Below are 20,270 nucleotides of genomic sequence, written 5' to 3'. Positions count from 1 at the left end.
GAATTATGAATTATAGCTATCAAAATAGTAGAGACGTTGCATGGAACGTCTCTACAAGGTTTTGGCTTAACTTTGCTGTAGGGCAGCAAATTCAGTTGGTTGATGGGGATATAAAAGATGAGAATGCTCACCACCCAGCTCAGTCAAAACCCGATAATGATCCTCATCGCTTAATCCCAGTTGATGGCGAATGGCTTGGAGTGGCTCTAGACTTTGGGACGACTGAAAACGCCCCTCTTCTAATCCATCCTGCAAGACTCCTTTGTAAAGGGAAAAGCGGTACTGTTGGCTAAAATTAGGCAGAACTTTTGCCAGAACATAGAGTTCATCAGCTTTTAATTGCTCCAGAGAACGCCCCTCCAAAAACTGAGAAAAATCTACCGGAATCTTTTGCAATTGACGGCGGAAACTATGGGTGAGACTTTCCCGGTTATACTGCTCGGCGCTGCGATTCCAAGTGCGGTAAAGCCAAAGACTACTCACCACAGCAACAAACCCATCAAATAGAAATTGTACCGAGACGGGTAAGCGGAGAATCTCTGGACGTCCCCCATAGACAAAGAAAATATTGAACGCCAAAAAAGTACAAATCGAAAAGACGCGGTGCAGAACCTGTTCCCGGCTGATACTGGAGTTACGCCGTCTTAGAGAAGCGCGGTATGCCTTTTCTAATTTCGTACAAATCAGACAACTCATCACCACACAAACCCCCAGCGTTAAAGGACAAGCTACCAGTTTAGGAATCGGAATTGGATGATTGAACAGATAAAAACCCGGTTGCCAAAGCGTGGCTAATTGATTAGGTTCATGCGCCCAATTCCCAGAAAAGTAATAATCGAAATTACCCGCATATAATCCGTAATAAATGAAGTACCCAATCACTAAGCCCAAATAACCGTATTGCACGAGTTTTCGTCCCGGATGGCTGAGATAGTGCCAGTACGATTTCTCGGCATCTTTATCAATACAAGTAGACTTGCAGCCTATACAGGCACTTTTTTCTTTGCCTTTTGTCTTATCAAACGTGCGGCACTCAGATTGGGGAATACTGCGACGTTCTACTGTATGCGCTTGGGAGCTTAATAATCCCCGTGGACCCGTAAAAACAGTTTGCACGATGCCAAAGGGGCAAACATAATGACACCAACTCCGTCCTCCATACAGGAAAACTACTGTAATTGCACAGAGAATAGTCAGGATTAAAAACAGCCCTAAAACCGTGCGAGTGGAATTAATAAATAGAATTCGGCAGTTCAAACCGATAAACAGAAGCGCAAATTGTAGATAGAGGTGGTTTTGTGCCAGCCAGGGATTTTTGCGAATATTAAGTCTGGGATTTAATCCCAAAGCCCGGGTAATTTGAGACAGAAAGTAGAGCGGACAAATACGCCGCCAGGTGTCATGACCGAAAACCAAGAGAATCATAATCGCACTGGGAACAATCATACCCCAGAAAATACGTGTCCCCATGGGATATGCGGCTTGTTCCAGACATTTTCCTTGCACTAATACGCAATTGTTCGGATCGCGAAAAGGACTGAGGAGGTTATTGGGATCAGTTAGGTGATGGGAAATGGGGTCATAAAAAAGAGAGAAAATTAATACCAACCAACCGATTACCAGCACTAATCTGACGGTATGCATCTTTTTTTCGGAAACGTTATTAAGCACTTCGTTATTGCCTCCTACATTGGTAAAATAATTAATGCGAGATTAATCTCTCACTTCAATCAATTAGAAGAATGATCTGGAAAAAATTACGCCCACGTATCAAACATGGTGGTAGGCAAGATGCCGTAAGCTCGCTCTACAATAGTTAGGATCACAGCCGTGTTAATCACAGCTTGCTAAACTGTCCGATCCCACTTAACTGAAATGATGGGATATGGAGCGTTAACTGTAACCAGTTGAGTCTGGGAATTGAGGATTAATTCAACAGAAATGTTGAGATTGATTGAGTTTGCCATTACGTTCAGATCAGAAGTTGGAAATAAACTACGCTTGGGAGTCAAATTTGGCTCCTGTTTGTTTGTGGGCACTCCCGTCGCCGCAGGAGTGCGGCTTTATCGCTGCTTAATCCGCTATATTTCTCAAGGCTGATTACCTATGCACATTTGCAGCATCCGTGATTTTGAGATTCTATTGATCTCTCAGGTTTCAGTTTTTTATTTTACGCAGAGAGGGTTGTTTTGTAACATTTATTCACAGAATTTAGATGGGACTCTATTAACAACTCATTGAAGCAGTCAACGTATACACATCAAGGTTCTGTGTAGCAAGATTCACAGACTCACAGGTTGTACACATCTGTGAAACTGGTGAGATGCCTCAGTTCAATAGAACCAGACTTTTGATTGATGCCTTTCAACTCCTACTATATTTTCTCAGTTGATAAAGAAGTTGAGGAAAATTGAGGATTTCTCAAACCAAGTATCCTTATCAGTACGGCGGACATACAATTAAAATAAATGACCCGCTTAACCCACGATGGCGGCGTGATACAGCTAAAATAGTGGAATAGATTTTACGGTTGATACCAAGTTGCGTTCTAATGTGTCGTTGAAGAGCGAAATTTTCGACAACCAGTTACGCTATCTTAGCGAGTTGGCAGGAAATTTACAAATTGACAATGGATAATGAACAATGGATAATGAACTCTCCTTAAAAGAAGAGGATTGAAATTAAGGAAAATCTTTTTTAATTTCTTCGTAAACGAAGAGGTCTTAGACCCAATTAATCAATTGTCAATTATCAATTATCAATTATTAATTATCCATTGATCATGGGTAGGGGCGCACGCTCCGTGCGCCCTTCTTCATTAATGGCTAATAGACTTACCCAATGGAAATGGACTTAAACGCCCACTCGTGTCAGGTTAACCGTTGCCAAAGCTTCCACCAAACTGCGGACAGCCGCAACCATCGCCACTTCATTGTCTAACTGATTCACCGCCGAACCAACGCCAACGCCAGCGGCACCTGCGGCAATTGCCATAGGTACGGTGACACTCGATAAGCCAGAGGCACAGAGTACGGGAACGGATACCGCCCGGGAAATTTCTGATGCAGCGGCTAAGGTGGGGGCGGCTTTTTCAATCAAGCCCAATGTTCCAGCAGAACGAGGCTGACTGCTAGTACCGCCTTCAGTTTGGATAATATCTGCCCCGGCTTCCACCAGTTCTTGTGCCAATTCCACTTGCCGATCTAAAGTCAGAATGTGAGGAACGGTAACGGATAGGGTAATATTAGGCAAGAGCGATCGCGTCTGTTTGGTCAAGGCTAAAACCTCTTGCGCCTCGAACCGCCGTCCTTGGGCGTAGAAGCTATCAAAATTACCGATTTCAATTAAATCCGCCCCAGCTTCCACCGCACTGACAAATCGATGGGGTTCAACGGCTGACACACAAATGGGTATATTTGTCAATCCTTTGACAAGGCGAATCAAATCAGGATCAGCGGCGATATCGACAAACGTCGCACCACCACGATCAGCCGCCTTAACGGTGGCACTTACCCGCTGAGAGTCAAAGTTATTCAAGCCACTAATAACTTTGAGAACTCGGCGGTATTCAAAGGCTTTTTGTAGTTTTGGATGCATAGTCATTGTTGCACGTCTGCTCTATTATTACCGATCGGCGGTTTATTTTTGTCGAAGTTAATCGCTTCGGTCGCCTACATGAATTCATGAATAGGAAATATCTATTGTGCCACTTACTGAGGCGTCGTGTAAATTTGAAAAAATATAAGATCTTTGCCTAAACTAAGAAATAGGCTGGAGAGCTTGTATCATCTGATTCTGGAAAAATGAATTTTGTGCCGGGAAACCTGTCTTCCTTCCACTCGGAAATTCTACAGCAAACCCAACTTGGTCAGCTTTGCGGTCAAAATGAGCCATTTTGCGATCGCTATAAGATCTTGCGAATGCTGGGTCGCGGTGGGTTTGGCGTGACCTTTCTCGCCACAGATGCTGGGTTACCGGGTCAACCGCTGTGCGTGATTAAGCAACTTTGCCCCAAAGTTGATGACCCAAAAGCCTTGGAGAATGCTTGCCAGCGTTTTGAACGAGAGGCAAAAATTCTCGGCAAACTGGGTAGCCACTCTCAGATTCCCATGTTACTCAATTACTTCGAGACTGGGGGAGAATTTTTTTTAGTTCAGGAATACGTCCGTGGTTCAACCTTAGCGCGGCTAGTCAGGCGCAGCGGATGTTTATCTGAGGTAGCCGCCAGACAGTTTTTGGCGGAAATGCTACCCCTACTCGACTACATTCACCGAAATAACGTCATTCACCGAGATATCAAGCCGCAAAACATTATCCGTTGTGAAGACGATGGTAGACTGGTGTTGATTGACTTCGGCGCGGTTAAGGAGAAGTTGGTTCAAGCCCTAGACAGTAGCCTGAAACTCGCCTCAACTCATTTTATCGGCACCGTCGGGTTTGCCCCACCGGAACAGTTTTCTCTGCGACCGGTATTTGCTAGTGATATCTACGCCCTAGGGATGACCTGTCTTTACCTGCTAACCGGAAAAGCGCCTCTAGATTTGGAGAGCGATCGCCAAACGGGTGCTTTATACTGGGAACGCTTGGTGCATGTCAGTCAGCCTTTTACTCAAGTGCTGCGGAAAATGACAAATGTATCCTTGACGAATCGCTATCATTCCGTTAAGCCGATTCTGCAAGACCTTAATTTTAAATCACCTTATGATGATCTGGCGCAGTATTTAGTCAGACAACCCCAACCGACAACTGACAAACCAGCCAATCAAGATGGAAGTAGTCACAAGAGTTATCGCACTCCATCCGCCAAAACAGCGGTTGCGATTAGGAACTGGAAACAACGACGAGAAAAAAAGCGGCGGCGTCCAAGTCAACCTCCATTGGGGCATTCTAAATGAACTACCATGTCCTTTACCTATAACCGCACCGTCCGCTTTCAAGATACCGATGCTGCTGGTGTCGTTTACTTTGCCAATGTTTTGGTAATGTGTCACGAAGCCTATGAAGACTCTCTAGCCAAGGCGGGTATTAATCTCAAGACATTTTTTAGCCGCGCCGCTGTGGCTGTACCAATTATCCACAGTAGCGTAGACTTTTTTCAGCCCATGTTTTGTGGAGACAGGCTGCTGATTGAGGGGATACCTCAACGGTTAAGTGATAGCAAGTTTGAAATTAAGTATCACGTTGTTGATGCTGCTTCACCGCAACCGCACCGGGCAGATGCCTTAACTCGCCATGTTTGTATTGATACGAACACTCGCACTAAAATTCCCTTGCCAGACGCAATGATTAATTGGTTATATCATGTCCGGTGAATACTAAGACTACTAGAACACCGATCAAGTATTCCCAGAAACCGGGTTTCTCGCCAGGACAACAACTCTCATATCGGCATTTCACCAAAGAAACCGGGTTTCTTGACCGACGCCTAGCAGCGAGTTCTAATTTAATTTGGGCATAGGTATAAATGCTTCGCTTAACCCGAACAGCAACATGAGAAGCCTGGAGATTTTTGCCTACTCCTCCTGAAAGCCGTGCCAATTGCAAAACTGTACCTGTCCAGATATTACTAAAGCTACAGATTGGGCGGGATGGATTGGTTATTTAATAGTCAATCGAAAGAGTTGCATATTATTCTCCCTAAACAAAACTATATTTTTCTACTATTGAAGTATCGAAAGTAGGAAATTTAGTTATGGAATCTTTTCTGATTTTGGCACTCTTAGGTATTATATTCATGTTGGAAGTGTTAACCCGAAACGATCATGTTTAATTTGAGCTTTACTAGCAACTGAACGGTTAGGTTATTGTCAGCCCTATTTAGCTTAGTCCCTACTGCCGTGCATAAGTTACTCAAGCGAGCGGCAAAGTACCTATAATCTTTATCAAGTGTTTATTTTATAAAGATTTTTAGGTGGATATACGCGCAATGGCTGATAGGGCAAAAGCAAAATTTCCAGTAACTTTACTGAAGCTATTTAGGCGGGGTTTGGGTTTATGATTTTAATTGGTATGAAGTTTAATTCCGGTGATTTTTCATCACCCATTCATGGCTGAGTTTACCACTGGAGTCTTGCCAGTGATTGAGTAAGGTTATTTCAGGGCAATGTTTAACGTAAAATTTACTTGTAACTTAACCGCCACGGCATTAGTCTTGGCACTACTAAGTTTTAGCTTAACCTCCCTACAGGAGAGTTCAGCGCGATCCAGCAAACAACAGCGATTTACTCAAATTGAGAGTGGAATTAAATTAGTGGGTGTGGTTCGGGCGCAACAATGGCGTCATCAAAAGTAAGTAGTCGGACATTTCAATCGCCTCCTCTTGCAGGGGGGTAATAAAGGCGGATGTTGGGGCTTATACCTGCTATTACCTATTACCTATTGCCTATTGCCTATTGCTTTTTCCCTACCCATAAAGGAGGTAGTTAACCCGGATTTGGTATGAGCCAGTATTTGAGTTCAGGGCGACTATCCAGCTAAATTTAACCTCACCCGCTCCAATTCTTGCTCCAAATTCTCTAAAATATTTTGCAGTAACTGTAACTGATGATGCTCAATTGTCAGTTTTAACGGTTCATTCGTCAGATTAACATTAATCACAGTTTCCGCCAATTTCTCATAGCCTTCCAATGCGGAAACCGCCTCCCGGCTAAAACAAGTTAGGTACTCTGTCGCCGCATTGGTGTAAGCTTGAGTCACTTGTTCTAGGTATGACGCCGCAGATTTTGGCGGTGCAGAATCCCCGGAATTTTTATTCAACAAATACGTCGCCCCACCCGCCACCGCCGCGCCAACAGGTCCACCAAATACCCAACCCAATCCCGTCGCGATCGCAACTGGAGTAACGCCCTGAGTTCCCTTAGCTTGGGGTGGGGGTTCCGGAAGCTGGACTTCTGGGGGTTTGGGAAAGGAAATCGTCAGATCAGTCGGGGGTTGGCGATCAAAAAATTCACCCGCTTGATGTACCCATTTAACAATTCCCTGTTGATGCTCATGAATCGCCTCTTTAAAACCGCCTTGTTCCCACAGATTAAACGTACCCTGTTGGAGCGCTGAAACCAGTTCCGATTGATAGCGTTCTAAAAGTTTCGGTAAATACAGCCATCCTTGAAAATCAGAAACACTGGCGGCGAATCCTTTTTGAATTAGGTTTTGTGCTTTTTCTTTAATCTCTATTTTACTTTGATGCTTTTGTTGAGCCATCGTAATTTCAGCGGAAATGGCTTGCACTTTGACAGTTGCAGCCTGTTGGACTTGAGACGCGATCGCCTGCACACGGGGAAAGCGGATGGCGAGGCTCTCATGGCGAGTGGCGACAATGCTTTGCAGCGCCGATTCCAGCATATCTAAGCCCGTGGTTTGGGCGGCGGCGGTATCCCCTTTGAGTCGATAGCGTAAGGCGGGGAGAGCATCCACCCGATAGATATTACTGATATTATTCGGCAGTTGCGATCGGAAACTTTCTGCCACAAAAAGCAGCCGATTATACACTTTTTTTTGCTCGTCGGGTTCTAATAAATTTAGGAAATTAACCACAAAAATAACCGTAGTAATTCCCCGATCCAATAACCAATCTCGCAGGTGTTCTCGTTCCCCTAACGTCATCAATTTACGACCATCAAGCACCTGTACAATTAAATCAGCGGTGAGCAGTTGGTCACGAACTAAAGCGTCCTGGGCTTCGCGGTCATCCGTTCCCGGTAAATCCAGTAATTCTACCCCCGTTTTCAGGAAAGGATGGGGACAAAATACCTCAACATTGGTCACATCCTCCCGCATCCGCCGTTGGTCATCTAAAATGGCAAACTGTTTCAGGATATCCGTACCATTTTCACTAATTTGTTGACCATTGCTGAGGGTAATGCGCGTGTGTAATTCGTTCCCGTAGCAGATATGAATCGCTGCGCCTGTGGTGGGGATTAAATCGATGGGTAGGGTACGTTTTCCCAGTAAAGCATTGAGTAAGGTAGATTTCCCGTAATTAAACGGGCCAAAAACAGCGATACGGAAAATCGGATTCTCCAGATAATCACACAGTGCGATCGCGTCTTGGCGGAGTTGGGTATTTTGTTCCCCATCCAGCAACCCAATCGCCGAGCGCAGCGTGTTAGCAAGTTCGCGGAAAACGTCCTGTTCCATTACTCTGAAGGGGACTTAGGGATTAATGGTAGTGAAATAAGCATTAGGGAATCGCCGAAACCTTTGATATACCGTAGGGTGGGCATTGCCCACCAGCATACCAGTCAGTGACATTCGACTTAGGGATAAAGGGAAGAGACATCTCCAGGAAAATACTCAACTTATCCGTCTAGTATATCGTGACCGATTGAAATCCCTACATCCGTAACCTGGAACACAACCTCTCAGGCGTAAAATGATCAACAGTAACTATTACAGGTTTCACCATGATCAAAGCTTATGCCGCTCATGAACCCGGAGGAAAACTCCAACCCTTCGAGTACGATCCGGGTAGTCTCGGCGATGAAGAAGTAGAGATTAATGTCGAGTATTGCGGGATTTGTCACAGTGACCTGAGTATGCTGGACAACGAGTGGGGAATGACTGAATATCCTTTTGTTCCAGGTCATGAGGTTGTGGGTACAATTGCCGCATTGGGCGATAAAGTAACCACGCTAAAGGTAGGACAACGAGTGGGATTAGGTTGGTTTTCGGGTTCCTGCATGACTTGTGAATGGTGTATGTCAGGGAATCACAACCTCTGCTCGAACGCAGAAGGTACAATTGTCAGTCGTCATGGTGGATTCGCGGATAAGGTTCGCGCTGATCAGAGTTGGGTGTTTCCCCTACCCGATGCAGTTAATCCCGCTACTGCAGGTCCCCTCTTCTGCGGCGGCGTCACCGTATTTAACCCCATTGTCCAGTTTGACATTAAACCGACGGATCGAGTTGGCGTGATTGGTATTGGCGGATTAGGTCATATCGCCCTGGGTTTCCTCCAGGCTTGGGGGTGTGAGATCACAGCGTTTTCCAGTAGTCCTGAGAAAGAAGCAGAAGCACGGGAGTTGGGGGCAAATCATTTTATCAATTCTAGCGATCCCAAAGCATTGCAATCAGTGCAGAATTCCTTTGACTTTATTCTCTCCACGGCTAATGCTGACCTCAATTGGGACGCCTACATTGCCGCATTACGTCCCAAAGGTCGGTTACACTTCGTTGGAGTAATACCCAATCCCCTATCCACCCGGCTTTTCCCCATGATTGCCGGTCAAAAGTCGATTTCAGCTAGTCCAGTGGGGAGTCCAGCAACGATTTCTCAAATGATCGATTTCGCCGCACGACAGGGTGTTGAACCCATTACAGAAACCTTCAGCTTTGAGCAAGTGAATGAGGCGATGGAAAAGCTGCGCCATGGTAAACCTCGCTATCGCTTGGTTTTAAAGCATTAAAATAAAAAGATTGCGATTGTGATGGATGTGCTTTGATCAGTGTTTCACCAAAAGACTCGAAATCGGCGGAAGTCGGGGCGGGTTTAGTCACATCTAGGTGTAACCGAAAGGATAGTCGTGAAACCCGCCCCTACACAATCACACGCCATGTCCGACAAGCATTGCCAAGGATCTATGCCATGAAAACTCAGGCGATCGCTCCGGAATATAGTTTATCGTAGGGGCGACCCGCTTGCACAAATCCACAACATTATCCACTCAATTTGATCGGGTCGCCCTTTACTCAACCCCCTGTGTCAGAACGTGTTTCTTAATAGTTTTTGGTTTCCTTGACAAACTAGCCGCATGATGTTTTTATCAAACCTATCAATATAAAAATGGGTTGACAACAAAAATCAAGGTGACTTAATCTAAAATCCGGATTGGAGTCAGATAGAAGCAGCTATCCGCCAGTTAAATGGAAAAAATCACACGTTAGTTACCTTAGCCGCCGATGATGAGACTTACATGACGATTGGCGGTGGTTATGCTGGGAAATATGTCGTTTCAGTCACCTTCGATAATCTAGATTTTTATAATTTAGTTGATTTATCCAAACCTGAAGCAACCGAAAAACTCGTTATTGGCGGACAAGAAGGTCTTTATTCCACAAAGATGTCTGTTGATTTGCTGCGTTGTCTGCTAGCGGCGCGAACATTTTCAGAATCAGGAAAACTTGATTCATTGCTATCGTGGGAAGAAGATAAGTCATTAGTCACCGTATAATAGATACGCGATCGCAGTGGTTGGTTAGTGCAAACAAGAAGCTATTTGTAATAGCCAATATCCTCAAGGTAGTGCCTTCTCCGCTTCAATCAAAAATAAAATTGTACTCGCCGTCATGTGAAGTTGGTAAGCTGCAAAATATTGTGGCACAATACAAGGCTGGGAACCTTGACCATGACCTCCAAGCTTGTTTCTCACAGTAGGAACACCACTTTCAAGACTTGACCTGAGTGATGTAACTTGATTCTGTAGATAAGTTGGGATTAGATCATTCTCAAAGCATACGCTAATAAGTTTCTTTGCCGTGTCTGTAGGTTGATAACTCCAACCTTGCTGATCGCAAATCGTTTTCATCGTACTCTCGAAAGCTTTGAGACAATCATTAAGACATTCCTTATAGCGCCCATGTCTATAATGTTCATGTGCTTGCAAAAATTCCTCGTTTGCTCCTTGAAATCTAGGATCGCTCAGTAAACGCAAAACGGGTTTTACCGCCTCAGAATGGATAATCTGAGAATCAACTCTGATAATTTCGCCCGACTCGTACTGATAGCCTACGCCATGTTCCCTAAACCTGATGTTTAACTCCTCAATTGCTTTATCGGGGGTTATTTTGGGTTGAGTATGTTGTCTTAACTCTTCCTGTCGATAAAATTCGTCAATTACTTGAAAGCTAAGCTCTACAACATCCAAAACTTGCTCCACATTATTGCTTTTAATCAAAAAATCCAATACATCTACCTTGTATTAAACTCGACCTCTCTTAAAATCAAAGTCATCAAACAAATGAAATTTACCATGTTCACGACACAATATATTATGAATGAACTGAAATTTATTTAAAGTGCGCTGACTATTGGGATCACCCATGGCATCTTGCCTAATATACTGAATTTGTATACGAAGCGGACGAGGGATATTGTCATACTGATAGACATCAGGTAATTCTCCCCTCAGTCTTTTTTGACGTTTTGAGAAAAGATCGTAGACTGCCATTTTTCAGAGAGCCATTTTTATAGTACATTTATACCAATGTAGCACAATTTATTACTTTTGCCGTTTTACGAAGAATACTCTCACTCCACCACCGCTTGTCCCAACCGCTTCAAAATCCGTAGAACCTCGCCTAACTCATGTCGCCTGGGAAACAGCGAAAAAGTCCGCGATACATCATACTCTGGACTATCTCCTTGACTAAGCTTTAAAAACACAAACTCATCCCCATTTGTCGCCATACCAAATGCTAGACGCTCCCTCTGGGGACTCGCTAACATATAAGCCAATAACTGCGGTAAAGCCGCCGGAACCGGAATACTGGTTCGCTTCGACTCAATCACCAAAATCCAAAGTTGTTCTTGTACAACCAACGTATCAATAAAACCGCGAATCGTTTCTTCAGGATCATCAAGTTCTAACCCAACCCCATAAGGCGAACGAATGCGGAAAGGCGGATCAAGAAACCCTGCAAGTTCCAATAGTGGCGAAACCACCACCAGATTAATCGTACCTTCCAATAACAAACCATCGCCGTGATGATAATCATAGCGTTGCTTAATTCGAGCAACACCAGCCTGTTCTCGTTCATCGAGTTCAGGTAAATTATCAACCCACTCGCAGAAAAAGTTATGATCATCCGCCTGACGCAAATTACAGCGCACCCGCAGATCATTTAAGCTTTTTATCGTGTCTGTAATCCCTACACCCGTAACCATCTGTTGCTATCTATTTGTTAACCTTAGTTTAGCAAACTGTTCAGGATACCCCATCTCCTCCAAGCCAGTAATACCGAATCCGGGTTTACTACTCCCTTTATAATCTAGTCCGCACATCCTTCTGTCGTTTACCTTCTGCCTTTTTGTTATGGTTCGGATTAACCTCCTAGATACTCGCACGACTAGCTTTGGCGATTTAATTAGCAACGGAAAAATCTATCGAGTTCCGCCATTTCAACGGGATTATTCCTGGACGGAGGAGAATTGGGAAGACCTTTGGCAGGATATTTTAATGCTGCATAATAATGTTAGCGTCAGTCATTATATGGGAGCAATTGTCCTGCAACGTTCTGGGACGACTGATCAATCGTTTACCATTATTGACGGTCAGCAACGCTTAGCCACACTCAGTATTATTGCCGTTGCTGTTATTGAAATGCTCCAGCAGCTTGTCGAGAAAGGTATTGAGCCTCAAGCCAACCAAGAACGACAAGAAATTCTCAAGCGGACTTATCTCGGTGATCGAGACCCTCGTTCTCTACGATATTCAAGTAAACTGATTTTGAATGAAAATAATAATGATTTTTATCAAAGTAATTTAGTTAATCTGAGGAAACCCCTGAATATCCGTTCTCTCTCGAAATCCAATCAACTCCTATGGCAAGCTTTTGAATACTTTTTCACTCAATTAGAAAAACTACCAGAGGTGACTCAAGATGGAGAAAAACTGGCAATGTTTATTACCGATACAGTGGCTCAAGGACTGCTGTTAATCCAAATCAGCGTTGAAGACGAACTGAATGCTTATACCGTTTTTGAGACATTAAATGCCAGAGGAATCGAGCTAACCTCCACTGATCTGTTAAAAAACTACCTCTTCTCACTCTTTCGAGGACCCGATGACTTACAAGAAGCACAGCGCCAATGGCGGCGCATTATCAATACAGTTCAAATGGAGAAGTTCCCAGAATTTCTGCGTTACTATTTGAGTTTGAAACATACTCGAGTGCGGCGTGAACGCTTATTCAAGCTGGTTCGATCATCGGTCAACGATGCAACCAAAGCCTTTGATTTATTGGATCAGCTTGAGAACTTCAGTAGTTTATATATCGCCCTCAGCAATCCCAATGATGAATTCTGGCGTGATACTCCGGAGAACCAAACTTACATCCGTGAGTTGAATTTGTTTCGAGTCAAACAGGCTTATCCGACTCTATTTGCTGCCTATCAGCAGTTTTCTCCGGAAAATTTCACGCGCTTACTAAAGCTCATCGTTGTCATCTCGTTCCGCTATAGTATTGTTAGCCACTTAAATCCGAATGAACTGGAATCAGTTTACAATACTGTTGCCACTAATATTGCTGAGGGAACTATCACAACGCCTCGACAAGTATTTGATACCCTCCGTCCGGTATATGTCACCGACGAAAAATTTAAACAGGATTTTTCTCTACTCTCAATCTCGACAAAAGGGCAAAAGCGTAGACTGGTTCGTTATATCCTCAGTCAGTTAGAGGTAGATGCGTCAGGTATACAGGTGGAGGAAAATAGTTTTTCTATCGAACATATTCTCCCGGAAGTGCCCACCGATGAATGGCGGCAATATTTTACGGAGCGGCAAATAGAGGAAATGGTTTATCGTCTGGGAAATCTGACGCTATTAGAACCCTCATTTAATCGGGATATCGGACAAAAAAACTATCAGAGTAAGCAAGAAAAATATCAGCAGAGTGTCTATCAGCTCACTCAACGAATTACGGCTGAAGAATGGAATCCGGATGCAATCGCTGCACGCCAGAGGCATTTTGCCCAACGTGCTGTTCACATTTGGCAGTCGGATTTTTTATAGCTCCGACTCTGCTAATATTTTTATCTTTCGAGTGGCTTTGTAGGGGAGATATTCAATTAGTGCGTCCATAATTCAATATGCGATCGATATAAGAATAGGTTTTGATGATTATTTCAGACGTTGCATGCAACGTCTCTACACAGTATCTTGCAATCGCGCCACTAACTCCGCACGCGCCGATACATTCAGCTTACGGAACATGCGTTTCAGCGCCTGTTTTACTGAATTTCGGGTAATCCAAAGTTCAGCACCAATTTCTGCATTTGTCAACCCCTTAGCAACTAAATCAGCAATTTCCCGTTCCCGTGGGGTAAGGCGATTGGCGACAAGAGACGGGGATTTTTTGGGTTGCGATCGCAAGGTAGCCAGACGGGAGGATAAATGTAGACATAATCCGGTTAAGTCAGCCAAATCTTTATAATCAAACGCAGGTGCGTCACTCGCGCGGGCAAAATACACCCCACCCATCAAACGCCCCCCACTAACAATCGGACCCATCATCACATGCTCGTGATCGTAGCGAGCATAACAATTCTGGTACAGTTCAGATTGTTTCCAAACCTCTGGAGAGAATATCAGTTGTTCATGGGCGGGAGCATGGTGTTCGATGACATAGCGTAACACCGGATCGACCTTTCGCGCCAACTTATTGTAATCGGCGACAAACCCCTCCGTATCCGCTCCCCCTTGTATTTGCACCTCAGCCGCGTGAGAGTCTTCGTTGAGCAGACACAGCCCCCAATACTGCGCCTGAAAATACTCCCCTAATTCGTCCATAATGTGCAGGCGAAGTTCCTGCTCATCACGAGCATCTGCGATCGCTTGGAAGAAACTGTGCAGAGAACGGTTCATTGTACTTGGCACGGTCATAATCTATCATTTTGAACGAATTATTAAATAAGTCACCATGGTTTAACCTGAACGCTTAGGAGAGCCCATTTTTTTATCGGGGTGAACAGTAATTACAGTATAGCGACATTATCTTGACGATAAAATTTTGACTTTGATATAATTTGCCATTTTTATATGCTACTCTGAAGAGGTACTACAACAGTAGAGTAGCTAGGAGCAAGAAATCTACTCTTGATGATCTGACGGGCTTTGAACGATAAAAGCCGTAGCTAATCATGACACCTCCAAGACAATTAATGGTATCTCGGTTGAGTCGTACCGATAAACCTTTTTTCGTGCTGGATACGACTGACACAGCCAATTCATTGACCCAAAGGAGGAGTATTAATGAACATTAAAGCACTCGATATTAAAGTTGGCGATCGCATCATTGCCTACTGCAAGAATAAAATTCAACCCTGTACGGTGCAACGGTTACTGGATTCGACGCCCAACACGATCACACTAAAAGTATCTACCTGTACCCGTGTCCATTATCGGGAATCAGCCTCTTGTGTGATTCAGTTTCACCGAGAGGCTGTGGTTGAAATGGCTAGCTTAAACAGAAGTTTATCCAAGACGATTTAACAGGAAGCTTACCAGGAAAGGATTGCAAGTATGTAGATGAAATTATAAATTATCGAGAGGCTTGGCAATTACCAAAAAGTATCCTGATGAGTGGGAAAAAAATTGAAATAAACTAATTGAAATGACAATCAAAAAAGAAACGGCTTTAATTTACTGCGAAAATCAATTTAGTTTAGCAGACGGAAAAACTGCCGCTGGGTTGGTTCGACACTCTGAACTGTATACAATTGTTGGGGTGATTGATAGTTCACGAGCGGGTAAAGACGCAGGGGAAGAATTAGGGCAAGAAAAGAATGGTATACCCATTTTTGCTAATTTAAATGAAGCATTAATTAACCTTTCAGAGGTTCCCAACTGTTACATTTATGGCAAAGCTCCTTTAGATGCCTTTATATCCCAGGCAGAACGGTTTCTTATCTTAGAAGCCATGGAAAAAGGAATGGATATCATTAACGGTCTTCATCAGTTTTTCTCTGAAGATCAAGAGTTTACCCAGATGGCTACCCAAAATAATATCCAGATTAAAGATATCAGAAAACCTCCACAATTACAAGATTTGCACGTCTTTACGGGTCAACTCTCTAAAATTAATGTTCCTGTAATCGCCATATTAGGTACAGATTGTGCTTGCGGCAAAATGACAACCGCAATAGAACTCAACAAGTCCCTCAAGACTCTCGGCATAAAATCAGTATTGGTAGCGACGGGTCAAACTGGTTTGATGCAGGGAGCAATGTATGGCATATCGATTGATGCTCTGATTTCCCAATTTGTGATTGGTGAAATAGAAAACTCTATTATTCAAGCCTTTGAAAACGAACGTCCCGACATCATTTTAGTTGAGGGACAGAGTGCCGTTAGTCATCCCGCTTTTATGGGTTCTCTCGGCATCTTGAAAGGAAGTATGCCCGATGGTATTATCCTTCAACATCCACCAGCTAGGAAATTTCGGTGCGATTTTCCTCATTTGCCAATGCCAACTGTTGAGAGCGAAATTAAACTGATTGAAGCGATTTCTCAAGCTAAAGTTATGGCAATTGCATTAAGCCATGAAAACCTAGCAGATGAAGAGATTTTGACAATCATAGAGGATTATGAGAGGCAGTTTCAATTGCCGACAATGGATGTCTTGAATCATGGATGCCAAAAAATCATTCAAGCCTTAGGTGATCATTTTCCCAACCTGAATCAAATCATCAAGCGGAAGACTTTAGAAAAAATGCCTGTATTGGGAATGAGGTAGACGTAATCGTCTGGAAATAATCAATGAAATTGTTTATGCCAAGGATAGAAATTTCTCTATCTCAAATACGGGACAATGCCCGAATGCTATGTGAACTTTATGGGCAAAGAGGGATTTCATTGATGGGAGTTTCCAAAGCAGTGCTAGGAGAACCTTCTATTGTCGAGGCAATGATTCAAGGTGGAGTCAGATTTATTGCTGACTCTCGCATTGAAAACATTCAAAAAATGAAAAATGCTGGGATATCCACTCAGTTTGTGCTTCTACGCACTCCTTTAAGTCAGGCTGAAGCTGTAGTTACAAGTGTAGACATTAGTCTAAACACTGAAATCGAGACGATTAAGCAACTTTCCTATTATGCAAAACTACATAATAGAAATCATCAAATAATTGTGATGGTAGAGTTGGGAGATCTGCGGGAAGGGGTACTTCCTGGTGATCTTTCTCAATTTATCAGAAAAACTCTTTCTCTATCCCATATAAAAATTGTTGGTATTGGCTGCAATTTGGCTTGTTATGGTGGAGTAAAGCCAGACAATAAAAACATGCATAAATTGTCTGAACTGGTTAATGGCATCAAAAAAGAATTTCAGATTGATTTGGAAATAATATCCGGCGGTAATTCGGCTAATTATGAATGGTATAAATCTGCTCAATATATCGGCAATATCAACAATCTTCGCTTGGGTGAATCCATCTTTTTAGGGTGCGAAACTGTGAACCGGAAAGCGATTCCAGGTTTACACACAGAGGCATTCAAACTCGTTGCCGAAGTTATTGAGTCCAAGACAAAGCCCTCCATACCATTTGGCGAGATCTGTCAAGATGCTTTTGGAAACGTTCCTAGTTTCTCAGATCGAGGAATTAGCCAGAGAGTGATTATTGCTTTGGGAAGACAGGACGTTCTGGTATCTAGCTTGAAATCGAAGAAAAAGCTAGAAATACTAGGAGCTAGCAGTGATCATATTATTCTCGACGGCAAGAACCACAACTTACAAGTTGGAGATGAAGTGAATTTTAACCTGGATTACGGGGGTCTTCTGTCCGCGATGACTTCTCCTTTTATTAGAAAGCAATTTATCCTGACAACTGAAGCTATAATTCCTGTGGTTAAAACGTTAAAAGTTGTCTCACCTATAAATTAGAAGTTGTAAGTCAATAAACGGGGTTGATGTTAAAATCTTTGCCGTTTAACTCACATCTTGCACCACTCACTATTTTCCCCTGCTCCCCAGTGGCGTAGTTGACGCCGACTGTACCCACTTGGGGTCTATACAGGCTAGATAGTCCCGACTATGCTAGTTTACAGCAACTAAAATGATAGGAGAGGCAGATGGTTGGAGTTCAAACATCAGCTCGTGATTTTTTTCGGGCGGCGTATGAAAACCGCTACACCTGGGATAACAACTTCCCCGGTTATACCGCAGATGTGACATTTAAACAGGATGATCAGGTTGTTACAGGTAAGGTTCGGGTTAACTCGGATATGAAAGCAGAAGTCTTCGATGTTGAAGACGAACAAGCCAAGCAAGCGATTCACTCTCAACTCTGGGAAACCGCAATTCACCGGGTTCGCCGTTCCTTTGAAGACACCCACGGGAAGAACACCTTCTCCTTCGGGGATACCGATGAGACGGGTGCTGTGGAACTGTTAATGGGTGGTAAAGCAGAAGGCGATCGCTATAAAATCCGTGATAATGAAGTAACCCACGTCCACCGTCACATTCACGGTGTTGTCGTCACGATTAACACCTTTAGTTCCCACAACACAGGTGAAGGTTATCTTTCTCACAGTTATGATTCCGTCTACCATGACCCCAAAACCGGTGAACAAAAGGGCGGTAAAAGTGTGTTTGAAGATAATTACGAAAAAGTGGGCGACTATTTTATCCTAACCCAACGCATTATTCGCACAGAAACCGATGGAAAAGAGTCCGTTGAGGAGTTTAACTTCTCGAATGTCAAACTTCTGTAAATGGTGAATAATCCCCTAATTTTTCCTGAGTCCGCCTAGGCGGACTTTGTTTGTTTAGCCACGATTTTAGCCCTTCGAGTTACCGGTTCCCTCCCCTTGAGAAGGGGAGGGTTAGGGTGGGGTTCCGTCTCAATGCTTTGGAGAGTTTTGAGCTAAACTTAGATGGGCATTCAATTTATCCAACCTCTATACAAAGATTTCGCTAATATCAATAGAAAATGAGAAATTATGAATCCGTCTAAGAAGCAGAAGGTCTGCATTGTCACCGGTGGGAACTCAGGTGTAGGCTTGATGAGTGCTGTTGGTCTCGCCCAATTCGGTCATCATGTATTTATCGCTTGTCGCTGTGCAAGCAAAGCTGAGAAAGCTGTCAATTATATTCGCTCCTCTACCGGAAATCTAAATGTTGAGTTTCTGCCACTCGATTTAGCATCCCTCGATTCGGTTCGCACATTTGCGAAACTTTTTCAGGAACGGCATCTGCCACTTCATGTATTAGTGAATAATGCGGGTGTATTCAACGCCAGAGGCACAACTCAAGAAGGGTTTGAACTCATTTTTGGGATTAACTATCTCGGACACTTTCTACTGACAAACTTGCTGCTGGAAACCCTTCAACATTCAGCGCCCAGTCGAATTATCATGGTTTCCTCTGACTTGGCATTACGCCCCACTTCTATCAAATGGGAGCGCTTTATAAGGAAGACGCCATTAAATTTCCTGGAACTGTATTCATTGTCCAAAGTGTGCTTGTTGATCCTGACTAAAGAACTGGAGCGACGCTTAGAGAATACTAACGTAACTGTTAATGCGATTCATCCCGGATTTGTGCAGTCTAATATAACAGTAGTGCATCGCTTAAGCAAGTATTTAGGTATAGGTATTTCACCTCAGGAAAGTGCTTCGGGTTTGCTGACTTTGGCAAATTCTTCTGCTTTTGCAGATGTGAAGGGTAAGTTTTTTGACTACAAACAGAACGAAATCGAACTTCCTGATCTGGCAAAAAATACTGAACTAGCTCAACAGTTATGGGAACAGAGTTGCTTGTGGACAGGGTATAACCGATACAATCCGACAACAACCCCAGAACATGATAATGCTGCTGGAATTTTGAGACCCTATTCTCTTGCCTTAAGTCCCACTAAAGTTGCTTCTATTACCCAGAGTGTTTTTGAAACTGTGTTGCCTAAAGCACCGAAACATTTTTTTTATCATCTTATACGCTTTTTATTTACAGGCAAATTTGGAGCTATTTTTTTGCTTTTAAACCAAGTCCGAAAGAAAGAATTTTACATGGAAAGACATCTTGATTCGGATGCTGTTTGGTCTATCTGTCAGGATAAAAAATTACAACAGAAGTTAAAAGAGTATTTGGGTGAAGATTTGGTGTTGTGGCGTTCTGAAATTTGGGTTAATTATCCCTCTCAACAACTGATTCCTTTTTGGCATCAAGACTCCTATCCTAATTTGCTTCAAGGAGAAGGCAAAACTATCAATGTCTACATTGCGCTAACAGAAGTTAATGAATGGAATGGGTTTGAGTACATCCCTAATTCTCAACTCACTCCGGATGTCTCTGTGAAAATGAAAGACCCTTTTAGTGGCAATTGCTTGTTTGATTTGACAGAAGACTTAGAACAGCAAGCCGTTCCTGTGGTTTTGCGTCCTGGAGAATTTGTTTTATTTACCAATCAACTCATGCATCGTTCGGTTCGCAATACCAGTGGTCAAGTTCGGCTAGCGCTTACCCTGCGGCTTACTGAACCCTGTGTTCATATCGTGCCAAACTATACTCCTATTTACCATAAGCCTGTCTTGTTATGAGTCCTTTAACATGAAACTA

20 protein-coding genes and 1 pseudogene are annotated in these 20,270 nt (G+C 43.4%); 15 read left to right on the top strand and 6 right to left on the bottom strand.

The window, feature by feature from the left end; genetic code table 11:
• Nucleotides 1-66 precede the first annotated feature (66 nt).
• Nucleotides 67-1,644 carry a 4Fe-4S binding protein gene (locus tag ACLGGO_RS05985; protein ID WP_446418615.1) on the bottom strand — a complete coding sequence of 526 codons (1,578 nt, stop codon included), beginning with the start codon at nt 1,642-1,644 and terminating at the stop codon, nt 67-69.
• Between the two features lie 297 nt (nt 1,645-1,941).
• Here ACLGGO_RS05985 and ACLGGO_RS05980 point away from each other — a divergent pair, with 297 nt between their 5' ends.
• Nucleotides 1,942-2,100, top strand: a complete 159-nt coding sequence (locus tag ACLGGO_RS05980; RefSeq protein WP_446418614.1) for a hypothetical protein — start codon at nt 1,942-1,944, stop codon at nt 2,098-2,100.
• A gap of 753 nt (nt 2,101-2,853) precedes the next feature.
• Here the strand turns inward: ACLGGO_RS05980 and ACLGGO_RS05975 are convergent.
• Nucleotides 2,854-3,603, bottom strand: a complete 750-nt coding sequence (locus tag ACLGGO_RS05975) for a DUF561 domain-containing protein (RefSeq protein ID WP_446418613.1) — start codon at nt 3,601-3,603, stop codon at nt 2,854-2,856.
• Nucleotides 3,604-3,803: 200 nt separating this feature from the next.
• Between ACLGGO_RS05975 and ACLGGO_RS05970 the strand changes: the two genes are divergently transcribed.
• The 4 genes from ACLGGO_RS05970 (at nt 3,804) to ACLGGO_RS05955 (ending at nt 6,292) form a co-directional block, all read left to right on the top strand.
• Nucleotides 3,804-4,895, top strand: a complete 1,092-nt coding sequence (locus ACLGGO_RS05970; RefSeq protein WP_446418612.1) for a protein kinase domain-containing protein — start codon at nt 3,804-3,806, stop codon at nt 4,893-4,895.
• Nucleotides 4,896-4,901: 6 nt separating this feature from the next.
• Nucleotides 4,902-5,312 (top strand): acyl-CoA thioesterase, encoded by a 411-nt coding sequence (locus tag ACLGGO_RS05965; RefSeq protein WP_446339640.1) that lies wholly within the window; start codon nt 4,902-4,904, stop codon nt 5,310-5,312.
• On the top strand, nt 5,309-5,458 hold the full coding sequence (locus tag ACLGGO_RS05960) for a hypothetical protein (RefSeq protein WP_446339639.1): 150 nt from the start codon (nt 5,309-5,311) through the stop codon (nt 5,456-5,458). The genes ACLGGO_RS05965 and ACLGGO_RS05960 overlap by 4 nt, the downstream gene beginning before the upstream one ends.
• 645 nt (nt 5,459-6,103) lie before the next feature.
• Nucleotides 6,104-6,292 carry a hypothetical protein gene (locus tag ACLGGO_RS05955; RefSeq protein WP_446339638.1) on the top strand — a complete coding sequence of 63 codons (189 nt, stop codon included), beginning with the start codon at nt 6,104-6,106 and terminating at the stop codon, nt 6,290-6,292.
• A 173-nt stretch (nt 6,293-6,465) separates the two neighbouring features.
• Here ACLGGO_RS05955 and ACLGGO_RS05950 read toward each other — a convergent pair whose 3' ends face one another.
• On the bottom strand, nt 6,466-8,136 hold the full coding sequence (locus tag ACLGGO_RS05950) for a dynamin family protein (RefSeq protein ID WP_446418611.1): 1,671 nt from the start codon (nt 8,134-8,136) through the stop codon (nt 6,466-6,468).
• Nucleotides 8,137-8,402: 266 nt separating this feature from the next.
• Here ACLGGO_RS05950 and ahr point away from each other — a divergent pair, with 266 nt between their 5' ends.
• From ahr to ACLGGO_RS05935, 3 genes are all read left to right on the top strand, one after another.
• Nucleotides 8,403-9,404 (top strand): NADPH-dependent aldehyde reductase Ahr, encoded by a 1,002-nt coding sequence (ahr, locus tag ACLGGO_RS05945; protein ID WP_446418610.1) that lies wholly within the window; start codon nt 8,403-8,405, stop codon nt 9,402-9,404.
• Nucleotides 9,405-9,436: 32 nt separating this feature from the next.
• Nucleotides 9,437-9,625 (top strand): hypothetical protein, encoded by a 189-nt coding sequence (locus ACLGGO_RS05940; RefSeq protein ID WP_446418609.1) that lies wholly within the window; start codon nt 9,437-9,439, stop codon nt 9,623-9,625.
• A 286-nt stretch (nt 9,626-9,911) separates the two neighbouring features.
• Nucleotides 9,912-10,169 (top strand): hypothetical protein, encoded by a 258-nt coding sequence (locus ACLGGO_RS05935; protein WP_446418608.1) that lies wholly within the window; start codon nt 9,912-9,914, stop codon nt 10,167-10,169.
• 63 nt (nt 10,170-10,232) lie between these two features.
• Here ACLGGO_RS05935 and ACLGGO_RS05930 read toward each other — a convergent pair.
• Together ACLGGO_RS05930 and ACLGGO_RS05925 are read right to left on the bottom strand one after the other, a co-directional pair.
• Nucleotides 10,233-11,165, bottom strand: a pseudogene (locus ACLGGO_RS05930) (STM4504/CBY_0614 family protein).
• A gap of 80 nt (nt 11,166-11,245) precedes the next feature.
• Entirely contained in the window at nt 11,246-11,881 is a 636-nt protein-coding gene (locus tag ACLGGO_RS05925; protein WP_446418607.1) for a type I restriction endonuclease subunit R, read from the bottom strand.
• A gap of 148 nt (nt 11,882-12,029) precedes the next feature.
• On the opposite strand from ACLGGO_RS05925, the gene ACLGGO_RS05920 reads away from it, so the two are divergent.
• Nucleotides 12,030-13,730, top strand: a complete 1,701-nt coding sequence (locus tag ACLGGO_RS05920; protein WP_446418606.1) for a DUF262 domain-containing protein — start codon at nt 12,030-12,032, stop codon at nt 13,728-13,730.
• A gap of 135 nt (nt 13,731-13,865) precedes the next feature.
• On the opposite strand, the gene ACLGGO_RS05915 is transcribed toward ACLGGO_RS05920, so the two are convergent.
• Nucleotides 13,866-14,600, bottom strand: coding sequence for a LuxR C-terminal-related transcriptional regulator (locus ACLGGO_RS05915; protein WP_446418605.1), 735 nt, complete (start codon nt 14,598-14,600; stop codon nt 13,866-13,868).
• A gap of 257 nt (nt 14,601-14,857) precedes the next feature.
• On the opposite strand from ACLGGO_RS05915, the gene ACLGGO_RS05910 reads away from it, so the two are divergent.
• The 6 genes from ACLGGO_RS05910 to ACLGGO_RS05885 all read left to right on the top strand — a co-directional run bounded on the left by ACLGGO_RS05910 (nt 14,858) and on the right by ACLGGO_RS05885 (nt 20,251).
• Nucleotides 14,858-14,980 (top strand): hypothetical protein, encoded by a 123-nt coding sequence (locus ACLGGO_RS05910; RefSeq protein WP_446418604.1) that lies wholly within the window; start codon nt 14,858-14,860, stop codon nt 14,978-14,980.
• Nucleotides 14,970-15,209, top strand: a complete 240-nt coding sequence (locus ACLGGO_RS05905) for a hypothetical protein (RefSeq protein WP_446339634.1) — start codon at nt 14,970-14,972, stop codon at nt 15,207-15,209. The genes ACLGGO_RS05910 and ACLGGO_RS05905 overlap by 11 nt, the downstream gene beginning before the upstream one ends.
• Before the next feature lie 121 nt (nt 15,210-15,330).
• Nucleotides 15,331-16,452: a DUF1611 domain-containing protein gene (locus ACLGGO_RS05900; RefSeq protein ID WP_446418603.1), complete on the top strand. Its 1,122-nt coding sequence runs from the start codon at nt 15,331-15,333 to the stop codon at nt 16,450-16,452.
• 23 nt (nt 16,453-16,475) lie between these two features.
• Complete coding sequence (locus tag ACLGGO_RS05895; protein ID WP_446339632.1) at nt 16,476-17,597, top strand: alanine/ornithine racemase family PLP-dependent enzyme; 1,122 nt, start codon at nt 16,476-16,478, stop codon at nt 17,595-17,597.
• A 188-nt stretch (nt 17,598-17,785) separates the two neighbouring features.
• On the top strand, nt 17,786-18,427 hold the full coding sequence (locus tag ACLGGO_RS05890) for a DUF3386 domain-containing protein (RefSeq protein ID WP_446418602.1): 642 nt from the start codon (nt 17,786-17,788) through the stop codon (nt 18,425-18,427).
• A gap of 228 nt (nt 18,428-18,655) precedes the next feature.
• Nucleotides 18,656-20,251: an SDR family NAD(P)-dependent oxidoreductase gene (locus tag ACLGGO_RS05885; RefSeq protein WP_446418601.1), complete on the top strand. Its 1,596-nt coding sequence runs from the start codon at nt 18,656-18,658 to the stop codon at nt 20,249-20,251.
• Nucleotides 20,252-20,270 lie beyond the last annotated feature (19 nt).

This window comes from Coleofasciculus sp. (genome assembly GCF_046565525.1).
Classification (GTDB): domain Bacteria; phylum Cyanobacteriota; class Cyanobacteriia; order Cyanobacteriales; family Coleofasciculaceae; genus Coleofasciculus.
The sequence above is the reverse complement of the archived record's forward strand: the minus strand, read 5'-3'. Positions and strand labels throughout refer to the sequence as shown.